Genomic DNA, 540 nt, shown 5'->3' with positions numbered 1-540 from the left:
TGCAAGAGCAGATCAAGCAGCTGCGAGAGCGCAACGAGCTGCTTGGGCAGAAGGAAGTCGCAGAAGAGACGGCCACCCTGGTCCAATCGCAAGAGGGCAATTGGGTGAGCTTCTTCCAGAGCATCGACCAATCTGCGCACCAGACCTGGACCAACGTTTTTGAGGATGGCGCCGGCACGTTTAAACGACTGGGCCAGACCCTTAAATCTGCCGTGCTGGACATGCTGTACCAGCTGACCATCCGCAAATGGATCATCAACATTGGCGCATCGCTGTTCGGAGATGGGTCTTCGGCCATGATGGGTGCGCTCGGCACGGTGCTCGGCGGAAGCGGTGGGGGTGGAATCGGAAACCTCCTGAATCTGGGTTCTGCCGCTAACTCCGGCTATGGCTTGTATTCGGGCTCCACCGCTGGAATGATAGGGCGTGGCTTGACCAACTTCGGGACCTACACCGGCTCGCACTGGGCAACCGGTCTGGGCATGCAGATTCAGGGGCAAGCGCTGCCAGCATCCATGGTGGGGCCTGGCTCTGGCGTGG

The 540-nt window shown here is 59.8% G+C and carries 1 pseudogene; it reads left to right on the top strand.

From position 1 onward, the window contains the following. Nucleotides 1–540, top strand: a pseudogene (locus tag LPW39_RS23275) (hypothetical protein); the annotation flags it as partial.

Origin of the sequence: Comamonas koreensis (assembly GCF_021026195.1) — a bacterium.
Lineage (GTDB): Bacteria > Pseudomonadota > Gammaproteobacteria > Burkholderiales > Burkholderiaceae_C > Comamonas > Comamonas koreensis.
Note: the sequence above shows the minus strand (reverse complement) of the source record. Positions and strands in the feature narration are given on the sequence as shown.